This window comes from Streptococcus australis (assembly GCF_901543175.1).
Classification (GTDB): Bacteria; Bacillota; Bacilli; order Lactobacillales; family Streptococcaceae; genus Streptococcus; species Streptococcus australis_A.
This window is the reverse complement of the sequence record NZ_LR594040.1, coordinates 1,390,413-1,409,906: the sequence shown is the minus strand read 5'-3', so window position 1 is coordinate 1,409,906 and position 19,494 is coordinate 1,390,413. Positions and strand designations below refer to the sequence as shown.

Annotated in this window: 17 protein-coding genes; 16 read left to right on the top strand and 1 reads right to left on the bottom strand. The window is 41.9% G+C overall.

Going from position 1 to position 19,494, the window contains the following annotated elements; all coding sequences use genetic code 11:
* The first annotated feature begins 10 nt into the window (after window positions 1–10).
* The 12 genes from recR to ileS all read left to right on the top strand — a co-directional run bounded on the left by recR (window position 11) and on the right by ileS (window position 13,259).
* Window positions 11–607, top strand: coding sequence for a recombination mediator RecR (recR, locus tag FGK98_RS07150; RefSeq protein ID WP_138100636.1), 597 nt, complete (start codon window positions 11–13; stop codon window positions 605–607).
* 173 nt (window positions 608–780) lie between these two features.
* The gene (locus FGK98_RS07145; RefSeq protein WP_138100635.1) at window positions 781–1,824 is read left to right on the top strand and encodes a D-alanine--D-alanine ligase; all 1,044 of its coding nucleotides are present in this window, start codon (window positions 781–783) and stop codon (window positions 1,822–1,824) included.
* 85 nt (window positions 1,825–1,909) lie between these two features.
* Window positions 1,910–3,271, top strand: a complete 1,362-nt coding sequence (locus FGK98_RS07140; protein WP_138100634.1) for a UDP-N-acetylmuramoyl-tripeptide--D-alanyl-D-alanine ligase — start codon at window positions 1,910–1,912, stop codon at window positions 3,269–3,271.
* 189 nt (window positions 3,272–3,460) lie between these two features.
* A complete protein-coding gene (locus FGK98_RS07135) occupies window positions 3,461–4,165 on the top strand; it encodes a YwaF family protein (RefSeq protein ID WP_138100633.1) in 705 nt (234 codons plus the stop codon).
* Between the two features lie 236 nt (window positions 4,166–4,401).
* A complete protein-coding gene (gene ftsA, locus FGK98_RS07130) occupies window positions 4,402–5,778 on the top strand; it encodes a cell division protein FtsA (RefSeq protein ID WP_000196334.1) in 1,377 nt (458 codons plus the stop codon).
* A 16-nt stretch (window positions 5,779–5,794) separates the two neighbouring features.
* Entirely contained in the window at window positions 5,795–7,051 is a 1,257-nt protein-coding gene (ftsZ, locus tag FGK98_RS07125; protein ID WP_004243484.1) for a cell division protein FtsZ, read from the top strand.
* Between the two features lie 3 nt (window positions 7,052–7,054).
* On the top strand, window positions 7,055–7,726 hold the full coding sequence (locus tag FGK98_RS07120) for a YggS family pyridoxal phosphate-dependent enzyme (protein ID WP_138100632.1): 672 nt from the start codon (window positions 7,055–7,057) through the stop codon (window positions 7,724–7,726).
* A 9-nt stretch (window positions 7,727–7,735) separates the two neighbouring features.
* On the top strand, window positions 7,736–8,269 hold the full coding sequence (locus FGK98_RS07115) for a cell division protein SepF (protein ID WP_000053360.1): 534 nt from the start codon (window positions 7,736–7,738) through the stop codon (window positions 8,267–8,269).
* Entirely contained in the window at window positions 8,269–8,529 is a 261-nt protein-coding gene (locus FGK98_RS07110; RefSeq protein WP_138100631.1) for a YggT family protein, read from the top strand. The genes FGK98_RS07115 and FGK98_RS07110 overlap by 1 nt, the downstream gene beginning before the upstream one ends.
* A complete protein-coding gene (locus tag FGK98_RS07105) occupies window positions 8,526–9,317 on the top strand; it encodes a YlmH family RNA-binding protein (protein WP_138100630.1) in 792 nt (263 codons plus the stop codon). Before FGK98_RS07110 ends, FGK98_RS07105 begins: the two co-directional genes overlap by 4 nt.
* 8 nt (window positions 9,318–9,325) lie before the next feature.
* Window positions 9,326–10,210 carry a DivIVA domain-containing protein gene (locus FGK98_RS07100; RefSeq protein WP_241993346.1) on the top strand — a complete coding sequence of 295 codons (885 nt, stop codon included), beginning with the start codon at window positions 9,326–9,328 and terminating at the stop codon, window positions 10,208–10,210.
* A gap of 256 nt (window positions 10,211–10,466) precedes the next feature.
* Complete coding sequence (gene ileS / locus FGK98_RS07095; RefSeq protein ID WP_138100629.1) at window positions 10,467–13,259, top strand: isoleucine--tRNA ligase; 2,793 nt, start codon at window positions 10,467–10,469, stop codon at window positions 13,257–13,259.
* A gap of 410 nt (window positions 13,260–13,669) precedes the next feature.
* Here the strand turns inward: ileS and FGK98_RS07090 are convergent, their stop codons facing one another.
* On the bottom strand, window positions 13,670–14,461 hold the full coding sequence (locus tag FGK98_RS07090) for a nucleotidyltransferase domain-containing protein (RefSeq protein ID WP_138100628.1): 792 nt from the start codon (window positions 14,459–14,461) through the stop codon (window positions 13,670–13,672).
* Window positions 14,462–14,665: 204 nt separating this feature from the next.
* On the opposite strand from FGK98_RS07090, the gene FGK98_RS07085 reads away from it, so the two are divergent.
* The 4 genes from FGK98_RS07085 to FGK98_RS07070 all read left to right on the top strand — a co-directional run bounded on the left by FGK98_RS07085 (window position 14,666) and on the right by FGK98_RS07070 (window position 19,452).
* Window positions 14,666–15,046 (top strand): hypothetical protein, encoded by a 381-nt coding sequence (locus tag FGK98_RS07085; RefSeq protein WP_138100627.1) that lies wholly within the window; start codon window positions 14,666–14,668, stop codon window positions 15,044–15,046.
* A 188-nt stretch (window positions 15,047–15,234) separates the two neighbouring features.
* Window positions 15,235–15,927 carry a phosphoglycerate mutase gene (locus FGK98_RS07080; RefSeq protein ID WP_000240125.1) on the top strand — a complete coding sequence of 231 codons (693 nt, stop codon included), beginning with the start codon at window positions 15,235–15,237 and terminating at the stop codon, window positions 15,925–15,927.
* Between the two features lie 122 nt (window positions 15,928–16,049).
* The gene (locus FGK98_RS07075) at window positions 16,050–16,751 is read left to right on the top strand and encodes an ABC transporter ATP-binding protein (protein WP_138100626.1); all 702 of its coding nucleotides are present in this window, start codon (window positions 16,050–16,052) and stop codon (window positions 16,749–16,751) included.
* Window position 16,752: 1 nt separating this feature from the next.
* Entirely contained in the window at window positions 16,753–19,452 is a 2,700-nt protein-coding gene (locus FGK98_RS07070; RefSeq protein WP_138100625.1) for an FtsX-like permease family protein, read from the top strand.
* The last annotated feature ends 42 nt before the right edge of the window (window positions 19,453–19,494 follow it).

The window sequence follows — 19,494 nt, the reverse complement described above, 5'->3', positions numbered from 1 at the left end:
AAAGGAACATATGCTGTATCCAACACCTATTGCCAAGCTGATTGATAGCTATTCAAAGTTACCAGGTATCGGGATTAAAACGGCTACCCGCCTAGCCTTCTATACCATTGGAATGTCTGATGACGATGTCAATGAATTTGCGAAAAACCTACTGTCTGCTAAGCGGGAATTGACCTATTGTTCCATCTGTGGTCGCTTGACGGATGATGACCCTTGCTCGATCTGTACAGATCCGACTCGTGACCAGACAACCATCTTGGTGCTAGAGGATAGTCGCGATGTTGCTGCTATGGAAAACATCCAAGAATACAACGGACTCTATCATGTCTTGCATGGACTCATTTCTCCTATGAATGGCATCAGTCCAGACGATATCAATCTCAAGAGTCTTATGACCCGTCTCATGGATAGTGAGGTTTCAGAGGTGATTGTGGCAACCAATGCGACAGCAGATGGGGAAGCGACCTCCATGTACCTATCTCGTCTCCTCAAACCAGCTGGTATCAAGGTCACTCGTCTAGCACGAGGCCTGGCCGTGGGAGCAGATATCGAGTATGCGGATGAAGTCACACTCTTACGAGCTATTGAAAATCGGACAGAGTTGTAGGAGTAAATAAATTTACGAACTCAATTCATTTATACAAGAACGGGGAGACCGAGTTTGTCGTTATCGGTCTCTTTTTATATTTCTTTACTACCAGTACCATGTTCAAGTTTCAAAAAAGAAGCAAATATGATATACTAAGATGCGAGTATTCTATTAGAAAATAGGACAGTAATATGAAACAAACAATTATTCTTTTATACGGTGGGCGGAGTGCAGAGCGTGAAGTCTCTGTCCTTTCAGCTGAAAGTGTTATGCGTGCGGTCAACTACGACCGTTTCACAGTCAAGACTTTCTTTATCAGTCAGTCAGGTGACTTTATCAAAACGCAGGAATTTAGTCAGACTCCAGGTCAAGAGGATCGTCTCATGACCAATGCGACCATTGACTGGGACAAGAAAATCGCGCCAAGTGCCATATACGAAGAAGGTGCAGTAGTCTTTCCAGTTCTTCATGGCCCGATGGGAGAAGATGGCTCTGTTCAAGGATTCTTGGAAGTCTTGAAAATGCCTTATGTAGGTTGCAACATCTTGTCATCCAGTCTTGCCATGGATAAAATCACGACTAAGCGTGTTTTAGAATCAGTAGGAATTGCTCAAGTTCCTTATGTGGCCATCGTTGAAGGCGATGATGTGACCTCTAAAATCGCTGAAGTTGAGGAAAAGTTGACTTATCCAGTCTTTACTAAGCCATCAAACATGGGTTCTAGTGTCGGTATTTCTAAGTCTGAAAATCAAGAGGAACTCCGTCAAGCATTGAAACTTGCCTTCCAATATGACAGCCGTGTCTTGGTTGAGCAAGGAGTAAATGCCCGTGAAATCGAGATTGGTCTCTTGGGCAACTACGATGCCAAAAGCACTTTGCCAGGTGAAGTGGTCAAGGATGTTGCCTTTTATGACTATGATGCCAAATATATCGATAACAAGATTACCATGGACATCCCAGCCGAGATTAGTGATGATGTGGTAGCTGTCATGCGTCAAAATGCAGAAACTGCCTTCCGTGCGATTGGTGGACTAGGTCTATCTCGTTGTGATTTCTTCTATACAGATAAGGGCGAGATTTTCCTAAACGAGCTCAATACCATGCCAGGTTTTACCCAGTGGTCTATGTATCCACTGTTATGGGAGAATATGGGAATCAGCTACCCAGAACTAATCGAGCGTTTGGTTGACCTTGCTAAGGAAAGCTTTGACAAGCGCGAAGCGCATTTGCTATAAAAATGAAAGAGAGGGGTAGGAGCCAGAACTGTCACTGCTAGGTGAGTAGAGTTCGTGGACTTCAACCCTTTTTAAAGGAGTAGAAATGAAATTAACAATCCATGAAGTGGCACAAGCTGTTGGAGCTAAAAATGATGTGACAGTTTATCCAGATAGTCCGCTAGTTAAGGCAGAGTTCGATAGTCGTTTAATCGCGACGGGAGATTTGTTTGTGCCCCTCAAGGGAGCACGTGACGGTCATGACTTTATCGAAACAGCTTTTGAAAATGGTGCAGTCGTAACCTTGTCTGAGAAAGAGGTTGCAAGTCATCCCTACATTCTAGTAGACGACGTCTTGACTGCCTTTCAAACTCTCGCAGCCTACTATCTTGAAAAAACAGCGGTTGATGTCTTTGCTGTTACAGGTTCAAATGGCAAGACAACGACCAAGGATATGCTGGCGCATTTACTATCAACAACCTACAAGACCTACAAAACACAAGGAAACTACAATAACGAGATTGGCCTTCCCTACACGGTTCTTCACATGCCTGAGGGGACAGAAAAGTTGGTCTTGGAGATGGGACAGGATCACCTAGGAGATATCCATCTCTTGTCTGAATTAGCTCACCCCAAGACAGCCATCGTGACCTTGGTTGGAGAAGCTCATTTGGCCTTTTTCAAAGACCGTTCGGAGATTGCTAAAGGAAAAATGCAAATTGCAGATGGAATGGCTTCAGGTTCCTTGCTTTTAGCACCAGCTGACCCTATCGTAGAGGACTACTTGCCAACTGATAAAAAGGTAGTTCGTTTTGGTCAAGGAGCAGAGCTGGAAATTACAGACTTGGTTGAGCGTAAGGATAGTCTGACCTTCAAGGCCAATTTCTTGGAGCAAGCCCTTGATTTGCCAGTAACTGGTAAGTACAATGCTACCAATGCTATGATAGCCGCTTACGTGGCTCTCCAAGAAGGAGTCTCAGAAGAGCAGATTCGTCAGGCCTTCCAAGATCTTGAATTGACTCGAAACCGTACCGAGTGGAAGAAAGCTACTAATGGCGCGGATATCTTGTCAGATGTGTACAATGCCAATCCAACAGCAATGAAGTTGATTTTGGAGACTTTTTCGGCTATTCCAGCCAACGAAGGTGGTAAGAAAATTGCTGTTCTAGCAGATATGAAGGAACTCGGTGACCAGTCTGTTCAACTCCATAATCAGATGATTTTGAGCCTTTCCCCAGATGTGTTGGATACAGTTATTTTCTACGGAGAAGACATTGCTGAATTAGCCCAATTGGCCAGTCAAATGTTCCCAATCGGTCATGTTTTCTACTTTAAGAAAACAGCTGACAAGGATCAATTTGAAGATCTAGTCAAGCAGGTCACTGAAAGTCTGGGTGCAAATGACCAAATCCTGCTCAAAGGTTCGAACTCAATGAATCTAGCCAAGTTGGTAGAAAGTTTAATCTAGTTTTAGAACCAAAAGTTTTAAACCGTGGTTTTTAATAGGTGCATTTCTGCGACACAAATGATATAATAGGTTGCGAATTTAAGTCGCAAGTATTCTATGCTTAGTATAGAATCAAGCTTTTTCAAAAAAATTAAAAAGGTCGAGCAGTGACTTTTCTACTGCTCCGACTAGATGAACGAGGAATAGAATATGAATTTGTGGGAACAATTATTTACCACACAGATATCAGAACCGCCCCAGTTTGAACTCCACTGGTATATTGGTTTGTTATGTTTATTGGCTCTTACTTTCTATGCTTCTTATCGCTTTCGCGACAAGGTGGCTTACCAGCGCTTTATTCAGATCCTTCAGTCTCTTCAATTGATTGTTCTGTATAGCTGGTATTGGGGGAATCAAATGCCCTTATCAGAAAGTTTGCCCTTCTATCATTGCCGTATCGCCATGTTTGTCATGCTCTTGATTCCAGGTACTTCCAAGTACAAGCAATACTTTGCCCTTCTAGGAACCTTTGGAGCAACTGCAGCTCTGGCTTATCCACTCTTTGACCCTTATCCGTTTCCGCACGTGACCATCCTGTCCTTTATCATCGGGCACGTGGCACTTTTGGGGAATGCGCTCCTATACTTGTTTAAGAATTATGAAGCTTCCCTGCTTAATTTGAAAAATGTGACAGTGATTACATTTTCTCTAAATGCCTTGATCGGAATTGTCAACTTGGTTGTAGGTGGAGATTATGGATTTTTAAATAAACCACCACTAGTGGGAAATCACGGACTATTGGCTAACTACCTCATCGTGTCCAGTGTGTTGGTAGCAGCTATCAGCTTGACTGCAAAAGTAGTAGAGGTCTTTTTGCAACAAAGAGCAGAAAAAATGATTCAAGAGAAAGCTTAAGAAGGCCTTCTCTTTTTTTGATTAAATATACAAAATATAGCCATAAGGATATAAAAATAATGATTGCTCCTGAGAAAAATCGTTTAAAAGACTTTTACAAAAAAACTAGAGGAAATTTATGAAAAACTAAGCACGATTGGATTTTTTGTGTTATAATATTCTGTGAATAGCTATGCCCAAACATAGTTATTGAAAATAGAAGTGAGAAACTTGGAAGACAGAGAGGACGCAATGTAATGACTAGAGATGGTTTTTTTACAGGCTTAGATATCGGAACTAGCTCCATCAAAGTGCTAGTTGCCGAACATAGAGATGGTGAAGTAAATGTAATTGGCGTTAGCAATGCCAAGAGTAAAGGTGTCAAAGACGGGATTATCGTTGATATTGAGGCTGCTGCTTCAGCAATTAAATCCGCAATTTCCCAGGCAGAAGAGAAGGCAGGAATTTCAATCAAGTCTGTCAATGTTGGTTTACCAGCAAATCTCTTGCAGGTTGAACCAACTCAAGGAATGATTCCTGTAACATCAGATACAAAAGAAATTACAGATCAAGACGTAGAGAATGTTGTCAAATCAGCTTTGACAAAGAGCATGACGCCTGATCGTGAAGTGATTACTTTCATTCCAGAAGAATTTATCGTAGATGGCTTCCAAGGTATTCGTGACCCTCGTGGCATGATGGGGGTGCGTTTGGAAATGCGTGGTTTACTTTACACAGGACCTCGTACCATTCTTCATAACCTTCGTAAAACCGTGGAGCGCGTGGGAATCCATGTTGACAACGTCATCATCTCACCATTAGCGATTGTAAATTCAGTTCTCAATGAGGGAGAACGTGAGTTTGGCGCGACAGTGATTGATATGGGTGGTGGACAGACTACAGTTGCAACCATTCGCAATCAAGAATTGCAATTTACAAATATCTACCAAGAAGGTGGAGAATATGTCACTAAAGACATTTCCAAAGTCTTAAAAACTTCCCAAAAAATCGCAGAGAGTTTGAAACTCAACTATGGTGAAGCTTATGTTCCACTAGCAAGTAACGAGACTTTCCAAGTTGAAGTCATTGGTGAAGTAGAGCCCGTTGAAGTGACAGAAAGTTACTTGGCAGAAATTATCTCAGCACGTATCAAACATATTTTTGATCAAATTAAACAGGAGTTAGACAGAAGACACTTGTTAGATTTGCCAGGAGGTATCGTCCTTATCGGTGGAAATGCAATTTTACCAGGAGTTGTCGAATTGGCGCAAGAAGTGTTTGGTGTTCGAGTGAAACTCTATGTGCCAAATCAAGTGGGAATTCGCAACCCTGCTTTTGCACATGTAATCAGCTTGTCTGAGTTTGCAGGTAAATTGACAGAAGTGAATCTTCTGGCTCAAAAAGCAGTCAGAGGAGATGAATTCCTTCGCCAAAAACCAATTAATTTTGGTGTTTCAAATCAGAGTGTGACACCAATTATACAATCAACTCCAGTGCAACCAGCTACTGCAGCAACTGAAATCACACCTGACAGTGGCCTTGCTCCAAGAGACGAATTCCAAGCAAGTTCTCAAGATAAACCGAAATTAACAGACCGTTTCCGTAGCTTGATCGGAAGCATGTTTGATGAATAAAAGAGGAAAAGAAATTATGACATTTTCATTTGATACAGCAGCTGCTCAAGGTGCAGTTATTAAAGTAATTGGTGTCGGTGGAGGCGGTGGTAATGCTATTAACCGCATGATCGACGAAGGTGTTTCAGGCGTAGAATTCATTGCAGCGAACACAGACGTACAAGCCTTAAGCAGTACAAAAGCTGAAACAGTTATCCAACTCGGACCAAAGTTGACTCGTGGTTTGGGTGCTGGTGGTCGTCCAGAAGTTGGACGTAAAGCTGCAGAAGAAAGCGAAGAAGCATTGACAGCAGCAATTAGCGGGGCAGACATGGTTTTCATCACTGCTGGTATGGGTGGAGGATCTGGAACAGGTGCTGCCCCAGTTATTGCCCGCATTGCAAAAGATCTTGGAGCTCTTACAGTTGGTGTTGTGACACGTCCTTTCGGATTTGAAGGAAGCAAACGTGGTCAGTACGCTGTAGAAGGAATCAACGAACTTCGCGAGCATGTTGATACACTATTGATTATTTCAAACAACAACTTGCTAGAGATTGTTGACAAGAAAACACCACTTCTTGAAGCTCTTAGCGAGGCAGATAACGTCCTTCGCCAAGGTGTTCAAGGGATTACAGACTTGATTACCAACCCAGGTTTGATCAACCTTGACTTTGCCGATGTGAAAACTGTCATGGCAAACAAAGGGAATGCCCTCATGGGTATCGGTATTGGCAGTGGAGAAGAGCGTGTCGTTGAAGCGGCTCGTAAAGCGATTTACTCACCACTTCTTGAAACAACTATTGACGGTGCTGAAGATGTCATTGTCAACGTTACTGGTGGTCTTGATTTGACCTTGATTGAAGCGGAAGAAGCTTCAGAAATCGTCAACCAAGCAGCTGGTCAAGGAGTGAATATCTGGCTTGGAACATCAATCGACGAAAGCATGAAAGATGAAATCCGTGTAACAGTTGTAGCTACGGGTGTTCGTCAAGAACGTGTAGAAAAAGTTGTTGGTTCTCCAGTAAAACAAGCGGCTCGTCGTGAAGCCTCAAGACAACCGCACCCTCAAAATTTTGATCGTCATTTTGACCTAGAAGATACAGCAGAATTACCAAAACAAAGCCAACGACGCTTTGAAACAAGTCAATCTTCTGCTTTTGGTGATTGGGACTTGCGTCGTGAATCAATCGTTCGTCAAACTGATTCAGTCGTATCACCTGTAGAACGTTTCGAAGCACCGACTTATCAGGACGAAGATGAGTTGGACACACCTCCATTCTTCAAGAATCGTTAATCAATGGATTTGAAAAAAAATACAGAGTTCGTTTTTCAGCAGGTCGCTGAAGCTAGCCGAGAAGCCAATCGTGATCCAGCTTCTGTTTCAATTATTGCAGTGACAAAATATGTGGACGTAAAAACAGCGGAAGCCCTGCTTCCCTTGGGTGTTCATCATATTGGTGAAAATCGTGTTGATAAATTTTTAGAAAAATATCAGACGTTAAAAGAATTCCCTGTCACTTGGCATTTGATTGGAACGCTACAAAGACGGAAGGTTAAAGAAGTAATCCCTTTTGTGGATTACTTTCATGCTTTAGATTCCCTTAAATTGGCACAGGAGATTCAAAAGAGGACAGATCATGTTATCAAGTGTTTCCTACAGGTCAATATTTCAGGAGAAGAAAGCAAGCACGGTTTTTCAAAAGAAGAATTACTAGAACTTTTGCCGAACTTGGCTCAGCTAGATCAGATTGAGTATGTTGGTTTGATGACCATGGCTCCTTTTGAGGCAGATTCTGATGAATTGAAACAAATTTTCAAGAAAACTCAGGAACTGCAAGCAGAAATTAGGGAAAAACAAATTCCTAATATGCCGATGACAGAGTTGAGCATGGGGATGAGTCGTGACTATAAGGAAGCGATTCAATTTGGTTCGACCTTTGTTCGAATTGGCACAGCATTTTTTAAATAGGAGAGATCTATGTCTTTAAAAGATAGATTTGATAAATTTATAGATTATTTTACAGAAGATGGGGAAGAAACAACTGCGACTTATCAACCTCAGGATGAGCAGATGATTGCTTCATCGAGTTCAGCTTCTAAAGAACTGCCAGCGCAGTTTCAATCAACCACTTCAAAAGATGCCAACATCACTCGCTTACATGCTCGTCAACAAGAATTGGCTATGCAAAGTCATCGTACAGATGAAAAAGTAACGATTGATGTTCGTTATCCTAGAAAATATGAGGATGCAACAGAGATTGTGGATTTATTGGCTGGAAATGAAAGTATCTTGATTGACTTCCAGTACATGACAGAGGTTCAGGCTCGTCGTTGTCTAGACTATCTGGACGGTGCCCGTCATGTTTTGGCAGGTAATCTGAAAAAAGTTGCGAGTACAATGTATTTGTTGACACCAGTCAATGTGGTTGTGAATATTGAAGATATCAAGTTGCCTGATGATTCTCAAAGTGCAGAATTTGGTTTTGATATTAAACGAAGTAGAGCGAAATAATGATTTTTCTAATTCGTCTGATCCAAAATGCAGTGAATATCTATTCCCTGCTTTTGTTAATCTATGCACTCCTCTCTTGGTTTCCAAATTCTTACGGTAGTTCACTAGAACATTTACTGGAAAAGCTGATTAGACCGATTGTTGATCCACTTCGCCGTTTACCTTTACAATTTGGAGGTTTGGATTTATCCATTTGGCTGGCAATCCTAATCGTCCGTTTTTTGGGTGACAGCTTGATTCGTTTCTTGTTGATACTATGATGACAAATAAAGCAATTTACCAGCACTTTTCCCTTGATGATGCTCCCTTTATTGATAAGGGATTAGAGTGGATCAAGCGGGTGGAAGATACTTATACTCCTGTCCTCACTGCTTTTGTCAACCCGCATCAGGAACATATATTGAGGGTTTTGGCTGGGACATATGGACTGGGCTGTGTGAGTAGCGGAGAATATATCCAGACGGAATTTGTCCGTGTCCTTCTGTATCCGGATTATTTCAGTCCGACACTGTCAGATTTTGAAATGGCATTGCTAGAGATCCGTTATCCAAGTAGATTTGAACAGCTAACACATGCAAAGATTTTGGGGACAATCATCAATCAACTAGGAATTGATCGTAAGCTCTTTGGTGATATCTTGGTAGATGAAAAGAGAGCACAGATTTATGTCAATCGTGATTTTATCCCTCTGTTTCAGGATGGGATACAAAAGATTGCCAGATTACCTGTGTCGCTGGAGGAATGTCCTTTCACCGATAAAATCATATCTGAGATCAATTATCAAGAACAAGAGATTTTGATTTCCAGTTTTCGCTTGGATGCCCTCTTATCAAGTGCCTTGAAATTATCCAGAAAGCAGGCTAGTCAACTCATAGAGAAAAAATCTGTTCAGGTAAACTACCACCCCATTGAAAAATGTGATTATCTAGTAGCTGTAGGGGATTTGATTAGCGTGAGAAAGTTTGGTCGTCTGAAGATTGTCAAAGAAAATGGGCAAACTAAAAGGGATAAGATAAAACTGACCATCCAATTATTATTAAGTAAGTGAGGAAAAGTATGCCAATTACATCATTAGAAATTAAAGATAAAACCTTTTCTACGAAATTCAGAGGGTTTGATCCAGAAGAAGTAGATGAATTTCTTGATATTGTTGTTCGTGATTACGAGGACTTGGTTCGCAATAATCACGAAATGGAAAGGCACATTAGAAGTTTAGAAGAGCGCTTATCTTACTTTGATGAGATGAAAGATTCTTTGAGCCAGTCTGTTTTGATTGCTCAAGATACGGCTGAACGTGTAAAGCAAGCTGCTCAAGATCGCTCAAACAATATTATTCAACAGGCTGAGCAAGATGCCCAGCGCCTCCTTGAAGAGGCAAAATACAAGGCTAATGAAATCCTACGTCAGGCCACAGATAATGCTAAGAAAGTAGCTGTTGAGACAGAAGAGTTGAAGAACAAGAGTCGTGTATTTCATCAACGTCTCAAATCTACGATTGAAAGTCAGTTGGCCATTGTTGAATCTTCAGATTGGGAAGATATTCTTCGTCCGACTGCGACTTATCTCCAAACAAGTGATGAAGCCTTCAAGGAAGTTGTAGGTGAGGTCTTGGGAGAAGCTGTTCCTTCGCAACCAGAAGAAGAGCCGATTGATGTAACTCGCCAATTTTCACCTGAGGAAATGGCGGAGTTACAAGCACGGATTGAGGCGGGCAACAAAGAATTGGCTGAGTTTGAAGCCCAGCAAGTTAACAATCAAGTGGAAAATCATGGCCTAGACATCGATACGCTTGTAGAAGAGATACGGTCTCATTCAGTTGAGCCACAACATGAGGATTCAGAAATCGTGAAAGAGTATTTCTCAGTATCGCCATCAGCAACTGGAACTGCTTCTTCAACTACTGGACATGAAGCACAACAAGAATCCGTTACAATATTATAAGAAATAAATGTGAGAACAAGATCTGACCAACTATATTTCCAGCGAGTAGGAGACGGTGTGAGTCCTGCAATCCCTAGTGGTGAGATTATCCTCTCAAGTAATCCAGTCTGAAATCAGTAAGATTGGACGTTTCCCACGTTACGGGACAAGAGGAAAAGAGACTTAGTCTTTTTTCGAACAAAGGTGGTACCACGATTTTCGTCCTTTTTAGCGAGTCGTGGTTTTTGTATTTTAGTATATAATTAAAGGAGATAATATGAAACTTAAAGATACCCTCAATCTTGGAAAAACAGACTTTCCAATGCGTGCTGGACTTCCTACTAAAGAACCACTATGGCAAAAAGAGTGGGACGAAGCGAAACTTTACCAACGTCGTCAAGAATTGAACCAAGGAAAACCGCATTTCACCTTACATGATGGTCCTCCGTATGCAAACGGAAATATCCACGTTGGACACGCTATGAACAAGATCTCTAAAGATATTATTGTTCGTTCTAAGTCTATGTCAGGTTTTTATGCGCCTTATATTCCTGGTTGGGATACTCATGGTCTGCCAATCGAGCAAGTCTTGGCAAAACAAGGCGTGAAACGTAAAGAAATGGACTTGGTTGAGTACTTGAAACTTTGCCGTGAGTACGCTCTTTCTCAAGTTGATAAACAACGCGAAGACTTTAAACGTTTGGGTGTTTCTGGTGACTGGGAAAACCCCTATGTGACCTTGACTCCAGACTATGAGGCAGCGCAAATCCGTGTCTTTGGTGAAATGGCCAACAAAGGCTATATCTACCGTGGTGCCAAGCCAGTTTACTGGTCATGGTCATCTGAATCAGCTCTTGCAGAGGCAGAAATTGAATATCATGACTTGCTTTCAACTTCCCTTTACTATGCTAACCGCGTCAAAGACGGAAAAGGTGTCCTAGATACAGACACTTACATCGTAGTTTGGACAACTACTCCATTTACCATCACAGCTTCTCGTGGTCTGACAGTTGGAGCGGATATTGACTACCTTGTGGTTCAACCTGCTGGTGAAGCTCGTAAGTTTGTGGTTGCTTCAGAATTGTTGACTAGTTTGTCTGAAAAGTTTGGTTGGACTGATGTCCAAGTCTTAGCGACTTATCGTGGTCAAGAACTCAATCACATCGTGACAGCTCACCCATGGGATACGGCTGTAGATGAATTGGTTATTCTTGGTGACCACGTTACGACTGACTCTGGTACAGGTATCGTCCATACAGCCCCTGGTTTTGGTGAGGACGACTACAATGTCGGTGTTGCAAACGGTCTTGAAGTTGCAGTAACGGTTAATGAACGCGGTATCATGATGAAGAATGCTGGTCCTGAGTTTGAGGGTCAATTCTACGACAAGGTTGTACCAACCGTTATCGAGAAACTTGGTAATCTTCTCCTTGCCCAAGAAGAAATCTCTCACTCCTATCCATTTGACTGGCGTACCAAGAAACCAATCATCTGGCGTGCGGTTCCTCAGTGGTTTGCCTCTGTATCAAAATTCCGCCAAGAAATCTTGGATGAGATTGAAAAAGTGAAGTTCCATTCAGAGTGGGGTAAAGTTCGTCTTTACAACATGATTCGTGACCGTGGCGACTGGGTTATCTCTCGTCAACGTGCTTGGGGAGTTCCCCTTCCAATCTTCTACGCTGAAGATGGTACACCAATCATGACAGCTGAAACCATCGAGCATGTGGCTCAACTCTTTGAGGAACATGGATCTATCATCTGGTGGGAACGTGATGCCAAAGACCTCTTGCCAGAAGGATTTACCCATCCAGGTTCACCAAATGGTGAGTTCAAGAAAGAAACAGACATCATGGACGTTTGGTTTGACTCAGGTTCATCATGGAATGGAGTTGTGGTAAACCGTCCAGAGTTGACTTACCCAGCAGATCTTTACCTAGAAGGTTCTGACCAGTACCGTGGTTGGTTCAACTCATCACTGATCACATCTGTTGCCAACCATGGCGTGGCCCCATACAAACAAATCTTGTCACAAGGATTTGCCCTTGACGGTAAAGGTGAGAAGATGTCTAAATCTCTTGGAAATACCATTGCTCCAAGCGATGTTGAAAAACAATTTGGTGCGGAAATCTTGCGTCTCTGGGTAACAAGTGTAGACTCAAGCAACGACGTGCGTATCTCTATGGATATCTTGAGCCAAGTCTCTGAAACTTACCGTAAGATTCGTAACACTCTTCGTTTCTTGATTGCCAACACTTCTGACTTTAACCCATCGCAGGACGCAGTAGCTTATGAAGAACTTCGTTCTGTTGATAAGTACATGACTATTCGCTTTAACCAACTTGTGAAAACGATTCGTGATGCTTATGCTGATTTCGAATTCTTGACTATCTACAAGGCCTTGGTTAACTTTATCAACGTTGACTTGTCAGCCTTCTACCTTGATTTTGCCAAAGATGTTGTCTACATCGAAGGTGCCAAATCACTTGAACGTCGTCAAATGCAGACTGTCTTCTATGATATCCTTGTGAAAATCACAAAACTCTTGACACCAATCCTTCCTCACACTGCGGAAGAAATCTGGTCATATCTTGAATTTGAAGCAGAAGACTTCGTTCAATTGTCAGAACTACCAGAAGCTCAAACCTTTGCCAACCAAGAAGAAATCTTGGATACATGGTCAGCTTTCATGGACTTCCGTGGACAAGCTCAAAAAGCCTTGGAAGAAGCACGTAATGCAAAAGTAATCGGTAAATCACTCGAAGCCCATTTGACAGTTTATCCAAATGAAGTTGTGAAAACTCTACTCGAAGCAGTAAACAGCAATGTAGCTCAACTTTTGATCGTGTCAGAATTGACCATCGCAGAAGGACCAGCTCCAAAAGGCGCAGTTAGCTTTGAAGACGTAGCCTTTACTGTTGAACACGCTGCAGGTCAAGTATGTGACCGTTGCCGTCGTATCGATCCAACTACTGCAGATCGTAGCTACCATGCAGTCATCTGTGACCACTGTGCAAGCATTGTAGAAGAAAACTTTGCAGACGCAGTCGCAGAAGGATTTGAAGCGAAATAAGCTATAGGTTGTTTAAAAAATACAGGAAACTTTCCTGTATTTTTAGTCTTGCTTCAAGTATCGTATTGCGTTTAGTATCTATATGTCATAGGGAATTGTTGTAGCAATAGGAGACGAAGATATGATAGTTGGAGTACTAAAGGACTTTCCTATTATCTTGCCATTTCTTAAAGTCGCTATTCTAACTTCAAAATTTATCTGATTAGGAGGAATCCTAGCAGTGATTGGTAGATTCCAATTTTTAGAAGTCTCAAAAAGTTTAAAGTTAAAGGGTCAATGAATTTCTGACAGAAGGGAACTGAAATGTTTGCTTTTTTGTCGGCTAATGAATTGCTATATATTTTGAAGATTTAAAAAGCTCATGAACCTGTTGAAAAAACGGTTTCATGAGCTTTTTATCTGTTGAAGTTCTAGATGGATGTTTCAATCAAGTGCTTAAGGTTGTCTAGGAGGCTATCCAAGGCTAGGACTGCTTCCTGCTGATTGTCTGGCTGGTAGAGATGTTGGAAGTAGTCTTGGATATTGGCTTCAAAATCTTGAGGCAGGCGGGAGCAATTTTCTTTGGCATACTGGAGCATGCGTTTTTCTCCTGGATGGAGCTGTTCATTGAAGGCAAAGAGCAAATCGAAATAAGAAGCGAAAAACTCGCTACTGCGGTGATTGATGCTAAGCAAATCTTGGCGCTTGAGAGCTTTTTTGATCTGTCTTGAAAAAGCTGGCATGGCTTGGTCGAGGAGCAGGAGCTGCTTGCTGATGATATTCTTTTTTAGTTCAGCTGGATAGGGTAGGCTGTACTTGCTCTGGAGGGCAGCGTAGCGGCCGTCTCGATCGTAGAGAATCTTGCTGTGGAGCAGATTGTACCACATACAGGTGGTGTAAGAATTCTGGGCTTGGTGCTCTAAAATGACGGTCCGCAGGTCTTGGTCAAAGTCGTCTAGCGAGCGGTAAATGAGTTCAATTTCAATACCATTATTGAGGACACAGTCGTCTTCCAGTTCCCAAAATTGATTGCCAATTTCCATATAGGAGCAGTATTTACTGAGAATTTCTTTTCGTATGTCTGGCGAGAGAGGAGCACTGAGGTAGACATATACATCATAGTCAGAGTCTTTGTCAAAATCTTGTCCAGCTCGTGATCCTCCTAGAGCTAGAGCCTCTACTTGCTCCAGTTGAGCCAATTCTTTAAAGAGATGTTGTGGCATAATGCTAACCTTCTTTATTTTTTGATATCATTCTAACAAAAAGTAAGGAGACTAGCAAGAGTGAAATGGGAATTTCTTTCTACATATTTGCTTAATTTTATTTCATATTATGCAAGTTTTTATTTTATAAAATTTTATAAGATTGTTTAATTTTTAGATGAATTATGATAGAATAATACCTATAAAAATTTTAAGGAGATTATTATGAAAACAAATACACTTGCTCGTGTTAACGCTATTTTTGGTCTTATTTCAGGAATTGTATTGCTTTTAGCTCCAGTCATCATGTTTATCATGGCTATTGGAGCTGCTGCAGCAACTGAAGACGCAGATGTAACAGTTGGGACATTGACAGGGCTCTCAATTATTTTGTCATTGGTTAAAATTGCTGTTTTAGTATTGGGAATTGTGGCCATTGTGTATTATAAAGATGATGAACGTGTTACGAATGCACCTTCTGTCTTGCTCATTGTAGGTGGTGCGGTCGGCTTGATTCCAATTTTGGGATGGGTAGGTGGAATTCTAACCATTATTGGTGGTTCACTTTACTTTGGAACATTGAAAAAATTTGTAATTGAAGAGTAGTAGTTTTCCAATTATTTGGACGGGACTATTTCATCGTCTATCGAGAACAATTATGATAGTGTGATAAAGAGAAGACTGATAAGCTCTTCTCTTTTTAGTTGATTTTGACTAGCTTTTTTGTGAAAAATTGTGTAAAATAGAATAGATAAACGAGGGAAACCTCGAAAAATAAAAGGAGAATCCATCTAATGGTAAAATTGGTTTTTGCTCGCCACGGTGAGTCTGAATGGAACAAAGCTAACCTTTTCACTGGTTGGGCTGATGTTGATTTGTCTGAAAAAGGAACACAACAAGCGATTGACGCTGGTAAATTGATCAAAGAAGCTGGTATCGAATTTGACCAAGCTTACACTTCAGTATTGAAACGTGCGATCAAAACTACAAACTTGGCTCTTGAAGCTGCTGACCAATTGTGGGTTCCAGTTGAAAAATCATGGCGCTTGAACGAACGTCACTACGGTGGTTTGACTGGTAAAAACAAGGCTGAAGCTGCTGAACAATTTGGTGATGAGCAAGTTCACATCTGGCGTCGTTCATACGATGTATTGCCTCCTGCAATGCCTCGTGATGACGAATACTCAGCTCACACTGACCGTCGTTACGCTTCACTTGACGACTCAGTTATCCCAGATGCTGAAAACTTGAAAGTGACTTTGGAACGTGCCCTTCCATTCTGGGAAGACAAAATCGCTCCAGCACTTAAAGATGGTAAAAACGTATTTGTAGGAGCTCACGGTAACTCAATCCGTGCCCTTGTAAAACACATCAAACGCTTGTCAGATGACGAAATCATGGACGTGGAAATCCCTAACTTCCCACCATTGGTATTCGAATTTGACGAAAAATTGAACGTAGTTTCTGAATACTACCTTGGAAAATAATCTATAAACAGAAAGCCTAGGATTCCTAGGCTTTTTTGTGTTTGCTTCTAGTTTTCAACTAGTTAAAAAAGCGTTATAATGATAGTAAAGAGTGACTTGATTGTAAGAAAGAGGGAGGGACGATGGCCTATATTGAAATGAAACACAGCTACAAGCGTTACCAGGTTGGGGATACGGAGATTGTAGCTAATCGTGATGTGAATTTTGAAATTGAAAAGGGGGAGCTGGTTATCATTCTAGGTGCTTCAGGTGCTGGAAAGTCAACGGTTCTCAATCTTTTAGGAGGTATGGATACCAATGATGAGGGGGAGATTTGGATTGATGGTGCCAATATTGCTGACTACAATTCCCACCAACGAACAGACTATCGTCGAGATGATGTGGGCTTTGTTTTTCAGTTTTACAATCTAGTCTCCAATCTGACAGCTAAGGAAAACGTAGAGTTGGCCTCAGAAATTGTAGCTGATGCCTTGGATCCTGAGCAGGTCTTGACAGATGTAGGTCTGGCTCATCGCCTCAATAACTTTCCAGCCCAGCTTTCTGGAGGGGAGCAACAACGAGTTTCCATCGCACGCGCAGTAGCCAAGAACCCCAAAATCCTTCTTTGTGATGAACCGACAGGTGCCTTGGATTACCAGACAGGGAAGCAAGTCTTGAAAATTCTCCAAGACATGTCTCGTCAAAAAGGAGCAACGGTGATTATCGTTACCCACAATAGCGCGCTAGCTCCTATTGCAGATCGCGTGATTCATATGCGTGATGCCACGGTTAAGAGCGTAACAATCAATGAGCGTCCACAGGATATCGAAACATTGGAGTACTAGCATGAAAAAAACATACCGAAAAAACTTGCTCCAGTCGGTGACTGCTTCCAAGGGACGCTTTGCTTCTATCCTGACCTTGATGATGCTGGGTTCTTTAGCTCTAGTAGGGCTCAAAGTGACTAGTCCCAACATGGAACGAACGGCTGAGGATTATCTCCGTAAAGCCAATACCCTAGATCTGGCAGTGATAGCTGATTATGGCTTGGAAAAAGAGGATCAAGACGAACTAAAGACACTTCAAGGAGCAAGTGTTGAATTTGGCTATATGGCAGACCTAACAGTTGAAAAAAGTGAAGAGGCAGTTCGACTTTATTCCAAGCCAGAGGGCATTTCAACCTTCCAAGTGACAGAAGGTCGACTTCCAGAGGCTGATGGGGAAATTGCCTTAGCTGATTTCTGGAAAGACCGCTATCAGATTGGGCAGACCATTACCTTTACTAAGAAAGAAGAAAAGTCCGTCGTAAAATCCCAAACTTTCACAATTACTGGATTTGTTCAGTCGGGTGAGATGCTTTCTCGAGAAGACTTAGGGAGTGCTAGTAGTGGAAATGGAAGCTTGGCTGGCTATGGGGTGATTTTACCTAGTCAATTTGATTCAGATTTCTATAGTATTGCGCGTGTGCGCTATGATGATTTAAAAAATCTGGATGCTTTTTCATCAGACTATAGGATGAAACGAGATCAACATCAGGAAGCCTTGCAAGACTTGCTGGCTGATAATGGTCAAAAACGATTGGCCAGTATCAAAACAAATGGGCAAAAGAACTTGGAAGATGGAAAAGAACAGATCCAAACAGCTGAAAGTAACCTTCAAAAAGGCAAGAGTCAGTTAGAGCAGGCTGAAAGTCGATTGAAAACTCAAGAAGAACAAGTGACCGCTTTACCTGAGCCTCAAAAGAGTCAAGCCAAGGAGCAATTGACAAAAGCTAAGGAAGAATTGGCTACAGAAAAAGAAAAACTGGATCAGACAGAGAGTGCTCTAACTAAGGAAAAAGAGAAGCTTGAACAGCGCCAGAAAGAGCTTGATGAACTGGTAGAGCCGACTTACCATGTATCCAACCGCCAAACCATGCCAGGTGGTCAAGGCTATCTCATGTATAGTAACGCTTCAGCAAGTATTCGTTCTGTCGGGAATATCTTCCCCGTGGTGCTTTATATGGTTGCTACAATGGTGACCTTTACAACTATGACTCGCTTTGTAGATGAAGAGCGTATCAATGCTGGTATTTTCAAGGCTCTAGGTTACCGGAATCAAGATATTATTGCCAAGTTTGTCCTCTATGGTTTTCTTGCAGGAACTGTGGGAACCATTTTAGGAACTCTTCTTGGACATTATCTCCTTGCAGGCGTGATTTCGGATGTTATAACAGCTGGAATGGTTGTTGGGAAAAGCCAGGAGTATTTTTACTGGTCTTATAGTCTTCTTGCCCTGGCCTTGAGTTGGGTATCCAGTGTCTTGCCGGCTTATCTGGTGGCGCGGAGTGAATTGCACGATGAAGCAGCCCAACTTTTGCTGCCCAAACCTCCCGTTAAGGGATCAAAGATTTTGCTGGAACGCCTGAGCTTTATTTGGAGTCGTATGAGCTTTACTCATAAGGTTACTGCGCGAAATATCTTTCGTTATAAGCAACGGATGTTGATGACCATTTTTGGAGTTGCAGGTTCAGTTGCTCTCTTATTTGCTGGTCTTGGTATTCAGTCATCTGTGGGAGGAGTTTCCGAACGCCAATTTGAACAAATCCAGCAATATCAGATGATTGTAGCAGAAAAGAGCAGTGCGAGTGAGCAAGAAAAAGCAGATCTAGAAAGTGCCTTGCAAGCTGAATCGATCCACACTTATCAAAAGATTTACTCAAAATCCATTGAAAAAGATTTCAAAGGAAAAGCAGGACTTCAAACCATCACCATGATGGTCACAAACAGAGAAGACTTCAAACCCTTTATCGCATTAGAGGAAAATGGGCAAGAGGTGCAGGTCACTGATGGAGCAGTCGTGAGTCAAAAATTAGCCCAACTAGCAGGTGTTACGGTTGGGGATGAGCTGGAGCTTGATGGGAAGGAAATCAAGGTCGTGGCTATTTCTGAAAACTATGTTGGACACTTTGTTTATCTCAACCGAGCGACTTATGAACAAGTCTACGGCATCAGTCCAAAAGACAATACCTACCTAGTAAAATTAAAAGAGCCAACACCCTCCAATACGGAGAAAGAAGCAGCTATCTTTATGGAAAAAGCAGCTGTTTCTGGGGTGGTTCAAAATGCAACCGCCATCCATCTCTTTGAATCCGTGGCCAATTCTCTCAATAAAACCATGGCAATCCTTGTCCTTGTTTCCGTCTTGCTAGCCATTGTCATTCTCTACAATCTCACTAATATCAATGTCGCGGAGCGTATCCGTGAACTTTCGACTATCAAGGTTCTCGGTTTCCATAATAAAGAAGTAACCCTCTATATCTACCGTGAGACCATGGTGCTGTCCCTTGTGGGGATTGCTCTTGGTTTGGTAGCTGGCTACTATTTACATCAATTTTTGATTCAAATGATTTCACCTGCCACCATACTTTTTTATCCACGAGTCAGCTGGGAAGTCTATGCTCTTCCAATCGTCGCGGTGACTCTAATCTTAGCCTTACTGGGCCTCTTTGTCAATCACCACTTGAGAAAAGTGGATATGCTCGAAGCCCTGAAATCAGTGGAGTAATTCAAGGTTTTAAACAGTAAATCAGTTGACAAAGTCTCTGCT

Bases quoted from the DNA above. Each gene is read 5' to 3' on its own strand.
- FGK98_RS07115 (WP_000053360.1), top strand. From the start codon at position 7,736: ATGTCTTTAAAAGATAGATTTGATAAATTTATAGATTATTTTACAGAA.
- FGK98_RS07080 (WP_000240125.1), top strand. From the start codon at position 15,235: ATGGTAAAATTGGTTTTTGCTCGCCACGGTGAGTCTGAATGGAACAAA.
- FGK98_RS07090 (WP_138100628.1), bottom strand. From the start codon at position 14,461: ATGCCACAACATCTCTTTAAAGAATTGGCTCAACTGGAGCAAGTAGAG.
- FGK98_RS07135 (WP_138100633.1), top strand. From the start codon at position 3,461: ATGAATTTGTGGGAACAATTATTTACCACACAGATATCAGAACCGCCC.
- FGK98_RS07075 (WP_138100626.1), top strand. From the start codon at position 16,050: ATGGCCTATATTGAAATGAAACACAGCTACAAGCGTTACCAGGTTGGG.
- FGK98_RS07145 (WP_138100635.1), top strand. From the start codon at position 781: ATGAAACAAACAATTATTCTTTTATACGGTGGGCGGAGTGCAGAGCGT.
- FGK98_RS07110 (WP_138100631.1), top strand. From the start codon at position 8,269: ATGATTTTTCTAATTCGTCTGATCCAAAATGCAGTGAATATCTATTCC.
- FGK98_RS07100 (WP_241993346.1), top strand. From the start codon at position 9,326: ATGCCAATTACATCATTAGAAATTAAAGATAAAACCTTTTCTACGAAA.
- FGK98_RS07140 (WP_138100634.1), top strand. From the start codon at position 1,910: ATGAAATTAACAATCCATGAAGTGGCACAAGCTGTTGGAGCTAAAAAT.
- ftsZ (WP_004243484.1), top strand. From the start codon at position 5,795: ATGACATTTTCATTTGATACAGCAGCTGCTCAAGGTGCAGTTATTAAA.
- FGK98_RS07070 (WP_138100625.1), top strand. From the start codon at position 16,753: ATGAAAAAAACATACCGAAAAAACTTGCTCCAGTCGGTGACTGCTTCC.
- FGK98_RS07105 (WP_138100630.1), top strand. From the start codon at position 8,526: ATGATGACAAATAAAGCAATTTACCAGCACTTTTCCCTTGATGATGCT.
- recR (WP_138100636.1), top strand. From the start codon at position 11: ATGCTGTATCCAACACCTATTGCCAAGCTGATTGATAGCTATTCAAAG.
- FGK98_RS07120 (WP_138100632.1), top strand. From the start codon at position 7,055: ATGGATTTGAAAAAAAATACAGAGTTCGTTTTTCAGCAGGTCGCTGAA.
- FGK98_RS07085 (WP_138100627.1), top strand. From the start codon at position 14,666: ATGAAAACAAATACACTTGCTCGTGTTAACGCTATTTTTGGTCTTATT.
- ileS (WP_138100629.1), top strand. From the start codon at position 10,467: ATGAAACTTAAAGATACCCTCAATCTTGGAAAAACAGACTTTCCAATG.
- ftsA (WP_000196334.1), top strand. From the start codon at position 4,402: ATGACTAGAGATGGTTTTTTTACAGGCTTAGATATCGGAACTAGCTCC.